This window comes from Sinomonas sp. G460-2 (genome assembly GCF_047759905.1).
Classification (GTDB): Bacteria; Actinomycetota; Actinomycetes; order Actinomycetales; family Micrococcaceae; genus Sinomonas.
The window spans coordinates 1-2,573 of the sequence record NZ_JBKZWT010000422.1 but is presented as its reverse complement, the minus strand read 5'-3'; the positions used below and the strand labels follow the sequence as shown (position 1 = coordinate 2,573).

The 2,573-nt window shown below is 72.6% G+C and carries 3 protein-coding genes; 1 reads left to right on the top strand and 2 read right to left on the bottom strand.

Going from position 1 to position 2,573, the window contains the following annotated elements; all coding sequences use genetic code 11:
* On the bottom strand, window positions 1–263 hold a 263-nt coding region (locus ACLN58_RS20825), incomplete at its 3' end, for a DUF3499 domain-containing protein (RefSeq protein WP_415857136.1).
* 228 nt (window positions 264–491) lie between these two features.
* On the opposite strand from ACLN58_RS20825, the gene ACLN58_RS20820 reads away from it, so the two are divergent.
* A complete protein-coding gene (locus ACLN58_RS20820) occupies window positions 492–860 on the top strand; it encodes a metallopeptidase family protein (RefSeq protein WP_415857135.1) in 369 nt (122 codons plus the stop codon).
* A gap of 57 nt (window positions 861–917) precedes the next feature.
* Here the strand turns inward: ACLN58_RS20820 and ACLN58_RS20815 are convergent, their stop codons facing one another.
* Window positions 918–2,507: a DUF5719 family protein gene (locus ACLN58_RS20815; RefSeq protein ID WP_415857134.1), complete on the bottom strand. Its 1,590-nt coding sequence runs from the start codon at window positions 2,505–2,507 to the stop codon at window positions 918–920.
* Between the last annotated feature and the right edge of the window lie 66 nt (window positions 2,508–2,573).

Genomic DNA, 2,573 nt, shown 5'->3' with positions numbered 1-2,573 from the left:
TCCGCTCCGTCGCGCACCGCCTCGGCGAGCGCCAAGAGGTCATCGGGGCTCGGCTGGCGGGCCGGGAGCGCAAGGCGCAGGACCTCCCAGCCGCGCGGAACCGTGAGCTTGTCGGCGTGCTTCGCGCACAGATCATAGGTATGGGGCTCCGCAAACGTCGCGAGGGGACCCAGGACTGCGGTCGAGTCGGCGTACACATAGGTCAGCGTCGCCACCGCAGTCTCGCGGCAGGCCGATCGGGAGCAATGGCGGACTTCTCGCACAGCCAGTACCCTACTCTGCCCGCCGCACGCCGCGGGCGAGCGACTCGGTTAGCGCGCCGCCGGGGGCCGGACTACAGTCGATATATGCAGGATCGTTCCACGTCGGGTCCCCTTCCGGGACTCAGCATTCGCCCCCTCCCGCCGGCTGGAGAACCGGGCGAAGGCCGTCGCCGCGGTTTCCGGGAACGCCGGCGGAATCGCCACGGGCGAGGGCTGCGCGGAGAGATCATGCCGGCGATCCTGCCGGGGAGCCGCACACGCGGCGAGCGTTTCGAAGACTGGGTCCTCGATTCAGCGGACCGCCTCCAGGAGCTGCGCGGCAATGAACTCGAGGGCGTCGAATATGTCGTCGAGGAAATCCCGCCGGGACTCGAGAAGATCCTGCGCGAGGGCGGCCGGCCGCCCCAGGGGAGCGTGACCCGCGCCACTGGCGGAAACCCGGCGCGCATCACCGTCTACCGGCGCGTCGTCGAGACCGAGGCGCCCACGGCCTCGGAGGCGCAGGACCTCGTCCACGACGTCGTGGTCGAATACACGGCCGCGCTCCTCAACGTCGAGCCCGAGACGCTCGACCCGTACTACCGCGGCTACCGCTGACGGCCGCGCCGCCAGCTTGGAGGCGGCGGCCGTCAGCGAGGTCTCGTGTTTGCGCGCCTAGTAGCCGAGCGTCACCGCGACGGACTGCCGGCCGCCCGCGGCCGGGAGGATCGACGCGACAGCGATCCCGTTGCCTTGGGCCGCTTCGAGCAGCACCGCGCCGTACGCCGGATCGCCCGAGGCGGACACCGAGTACGCGACCGGCTTGGCGCCGTCGACCTTGTCGGGGACGGCGATCGTCGCCGTCGTGCCGCCCGCGACGTCGAGCGTGACGGGAGCGTGGAACGCGCCGTCGGCCGTGATCGGCACGGCGCTGATCTTCGCGTGGCCATCCGGCACCCCGAACACGAGCGTCGGCGTCGCGCCGTCGCCCACGGGGACCACATGGCCGTCGCCGAGGCGCCCCTGCGCTCCCGAGATCGCGAAGTCGAGCGGATCGCTGCTCTTGAGGCCCTTGACCGAGCGCACACTCGCCGCGAAGGAGACGTCCGACGACGCCGCGACCGAATACTTCCCGGCCGGGAGCCCCGCGAGCGGGATCTCCGTGACGGTCCCGGCCTTCGCCGTGAACACGGCGCCGGCGGGTAGCGTCACGGGGCCGCTCGGCCCGAAGACGCGCACCTGCACCACCGCGTCCGTGGCCCCGGGAACGGTCACTTGGAGGGCCGCGCTCGCGTCCTCGAAACCGGAGCCGGCCGCGAGGCTCCGCGCCGCAACCGGCTCCTGGAGCTCGACCGCGGTGACCACCTGGCGCGTCCCCGGCGAAGCGACCGGGGTCAGGAAGTCGACCCCGCCGGGGGTCAGGCCGCGCAGCGTGCTCTGCTGGATCACGCCAGAAACGGGCCCGCCCGAGCTGCGCACGTGCACTGAGAGGTTCCGCTGGCCGGGTACGAAGCCGCCCAGGACGAAGGACTTCGTGGTGCCCGGCGGGATCTGGATGCTGCGACTCCCGGCGGGCGCCTGCGGGATCGCCTGGTCCCCGTAGAAGTCAAGGTTCACCGTGGCCGGCGTGGTGCTCGCGTTCGTGAGGTACATGACCGACGTGCGACCCACGAGAGTGCTCGCGCCGGTGATCCAGAGGTCGTTGGCCGGGGACGCGCACGAGGCCGCCGCGACGCCGCGCAGGTCGCCGTCGGTTGCGCTGTACTGGTACAGGGCCGCCGAGGAGGCGGGCCGACCCTCGAGCGCCGATGCGTTCAGGAGCGCGGGTCCATTCGTGGAGCGGCTCGCGATCGCGGCGGGACGCGATGCGGGCGGGGCCGCGGGGGCGTTCTGCCCGTCGGAGACCTTCTGCAGAGGCGAGCCGTTCACGCCGGCAAGCGAGCTCGCGGGCATGGCCCCCGACGCCTCGCCGATGACGGCGGCCGTGAGGCGGTTCGTTGCCGTCTTGCTCGCGGGACTGAACTGCGGATCGCCCTGGACCGGCGTGCTCTGGAGCAGCTGGGCCGGCCCCGGGCACACTCCGACCGTCTGGCCCACCGGGACGTCCACGGCCGGCGGTGTCCCCGGGGAGAGGGCAGCCGACGTGGGGACCGTTCCTGCTGAGACGGCGAGAGCCGTGCCCGCCCCGAGGACCACGACACCGGCCGCGGCGCCGAGCGCGCGGCGCAGTCGCCTCGTAGTTCCCGGCTTAGACGCGCGCGTCATCGGTGCTCCTTGCGGTCTCGGTGGCGGCGGCCTTGCTCGCGGCACTCTTCTTTGCCGCTCGGGTGG

What these genes read in the sequence shown, in the direction of transcription:
- ACLN58_RS20815 (WP_415857134.1), bottom strand. Translation starts at nt 2,507, where the DNA reads ATGACGCGCGCGTCTAAGCCGGGAACTACGAGGCGACTGCGCCGCGCG.
- ACLN58_RS20820 (WP_415857135.1), top strand. Translation starts at nt 492, where the DNA reads ATGCCGGCGATCCTGCCGGGGAGCCGCACACGCGGCGAGCGTTTCGAA.